Source organism: Cryobacterium sp. MP_M3, assembly GCF_015752155.1.
Lineage (GTDB): Bacteria > Actinomycetota > Actinomycetes > Actinomycetales > Microbacteriaceae > Cryobacterium.
In genome coordinates this window covers 1-2,616 of record NZ_JADOVI010000043.1, presented here as the reverse complement: position 1 = coordinate 2,616, position 2,616 = coordinate 1, and the positions used below count along the sequence as shown (strand labels likewise).

The 2,616-nt window shown below is 63.0% G+C and carries 2 protein-coding genes and 1 pseudogene; all 3 read right to left on the bottom strand.

Annotation, left to right across the window (positions count from 1 at the left end; all coding sequences use genetic code 11):
• A partial coding sequence (locus IWX89_RS18215) for a site-specific integrase (protein WP_231383492.1) occupies positions 1–398 on the bottom strand: 398 nt, incomplete at its 3' end.
• Between the two features lie 749 nt (positions 399–1,147).
• Positions 1,148–1,915 carry an ATP-binding protein gene (locus IWX89_RS18210; protein ID WP_196904949.1) on the bottom strand — a complete coding sequence of 256 codons (768 nt, stop codon included), beginning with the start codon at positions 1,913–1,915 and terminating at the stop codon, positions 1,148–1,150.
• A pseudogene (locus tag IWX89_RS18205) lies at positions 1,915–2,616 on the bottom strand (IS21 family transposase); the annotation flags it as partial. The pseudogene IWX89_RS18205 and the gene IWX89_RS18210, both read right to left, overlap by 1 nt.

The following is a 2,616-nucleotide window of genomic DNA, read 5'->3' as shown; positions in this document are numbered from 1 at the left end:
GCGCAGTCAAACAGGTCTTGGATCTCGTCCCGAGTGTAGGGGCGTTTTCCGGGGGCTCCGATCGCCGACTGCGAGTGGCGGGCCGTGTTCCACTCATGGAACACCTGTGCGGGATGGTCGCCGAAACGCTCCCAGCACTGTTCACTCCAGCCGTAGGCCGGATCGGTCAGATACTCCAGGAACATCCGCAACGCGTTCTGGTAACCGAGGACGGTGGAGTGCGATGCGCCTTTTAAGGAGCGGAGCTCGAGGAAGAACTCGTCGACCATCAATGCCGACCACGACCACGGGTAGCAATCCGCGAACGCCCGGAACCGGATCGCGACCGATCGACGTTTCTCGACCGTCGACCCTGCCAGGTTCCGGGCGACCTGCTGCGCCGCCCACCCGTCCAGCATCGACCGCCACACGCTCTCCTCCGCGTTGAGAACGGCGATACTCGATCGGAGATGAGCAGGAACCACCCCTGGCGCGGCTAAATCAAATGTTTGCATCTTATGCGAAACATTCGCATTAAATGCGAATCGATGTCAAGCTGCAATATGAAACTCCAGTTCAACTGCCATATCGGGCGACGTCACTACTCCAGTCATGCGCGACTGCACCCCTCCGCGAGCACTCCATTGTCATCGTGCCAACGGAAGGATACGCGCCGTCTGGGGGGAGGTCGACCGAACCGGCGTATTCGCACCCAACGCGAAGATGTCGGCTACAAACTGACATAATATCTATTATCGGTCATTCGAGGTGGGATTTCGGGTGTGATGTGGATGCTTTTGTTCTGTGATCTACTTGGCTTTTTAGTGTAGATGGTGTGGGGTGAGTGTATGAGTACTACAACGGCACGCCCGGGACTTCGGGGCTACGAAGATTCCCTTCGGCTTTCGACGGCTGAAATCGTTGGAGGGCTGCGGGAGGCGTTGGGCGCGAAGCTTGTGGCGTATTTGGGGGGCGTTCGGGAGACGCGCGCCGTTCGAGAGTGGGCCGAGGGAACGCGGACGCCATCGAGCGAGGTAGTGCTCCGGTTGCGCACGTCGTTCTATGTTGGCGAGTAGCGCTTGATGGTAGCGCCAGTCCAGGCAGGTGGTAGCGCAGTTCTGACGAGGTGGTAGCGGCCCCGGGCAGGTCGCCCGGGGCCTCCGCGGCGTTATTCCCAGTAGGTCTCGTGGGCGCGGGCTTGGTCGTTGCGGTGCCTGCGCATGTCGATCTGGCCGAGGTTGATGATTCGGGCGTTGTTGGCGAGGCGGTTCACGATGGAGTCCGCCGCGACCCGGTCGGGCAGCTCGGCAACCCAGTGCGCCGGCCCGGTCTGGGAGGCGATCATTGTGGGCAGCCGGTGTTCTCGGTTTGCGAGGATCGCGAACAGATCGCTGGCGGCGTCGCTGTCGATGCCGACGGTGAGGAAGTCATCGATGATGAGCAGGTCGATGTTGGAGAGCTCGTTCAACAGCTTCTGGTGGGCGATGCCGTCGCCGCGGGCGATGACGAGCCGGCGTGCCAGGTCGTCCATCCGGAAGTAGAGCACGGAGTGTTCGCTCTGGCAGGCGCCGATGGCCAGCGCGCAGGCGAGGTAGGTTTTCCCGCCGCCGGTGGGCGAGATGATGAGCAGGTTTGTCGGATCGGTGCGCCAGTCGTGGGCGGCATATCGGCGCATTCGAACCGGAGTGATTCCGCGCCCGTCGCGGTAGTCGACCTCGGCAACGGTCGCGCCCGGGATCGGGAATGCAGCCTGGCGGATGAGTTTGTCGACTTTGTTGATGCGTCGGGACTCCAATGCGTCGTCGACGGCGGTGAGAAACAGCTGCTCGGGGGTGAGGGTGTCGTTGTCCTCGTCCTGGATGAGCTCTTCCAGCCGGGTCGCGACGTGGGTGACTCGCAGGGCCCGGAATTTGTCGTAATCGATGCTGGTGAACATCACTTGCCCTCCTCGTCGCGTGCGTAGTGGGAGGCGTCGCGAACATAGACGTCTGGCATGGTGTCGCGGAAAACGACGGTGCTGATGCGTTTGCGCGTCGAGGCCGCCGGGACCCTGGGCCGAGGTTTCTTCCCGTCGCTGTCGATCGCCGCCATCAAGCGTTTCAGTGTCGAGTAGGTCGGATGAGCGCTGCGGTTCACGAGCTCCTGGCAGGCCGCCTCCAGCCGTTCCCGGTTGTTCCTCCCGAGCCCGTCAAGGATGTTCTGGCAGGCCAGGTAGCCTTGCGCCTCGATTGGCTGTGCGTCGAGGATCTGCTCGATCACCGTGACTGTTGCCGGCCCAACGCTGCGGGCCCGGTCAGTGAACCACCGCCTGGACCACAGCCCGTCGATGTTGCGATGCTGCGGCGGAACGTGCTCGGGCAGGGTCGAGTACTGGCCCTTTCGGCCCGTCAACCGCGGGTGTTCGCAGAGCGTCTCCTGTCCATCGAAGACCGTCACCCGGGACGACGTCAGCCTCACCCGCAGCAGCTTGCCCGCCAGAGCGAACGGCACCGAATACCGTTGCGTGTCGGCGGTGACGTGGTAGTTGCGGCCGGCCTTCAGTTCCTTCCAGGAGACGTCCTCGAACCCGGCATCAGGCAACGGGCCGAGCAGCCCCCGTTCCTCGGAGTCGAAGCGTTCCCACCGGGTTGTGTCGTC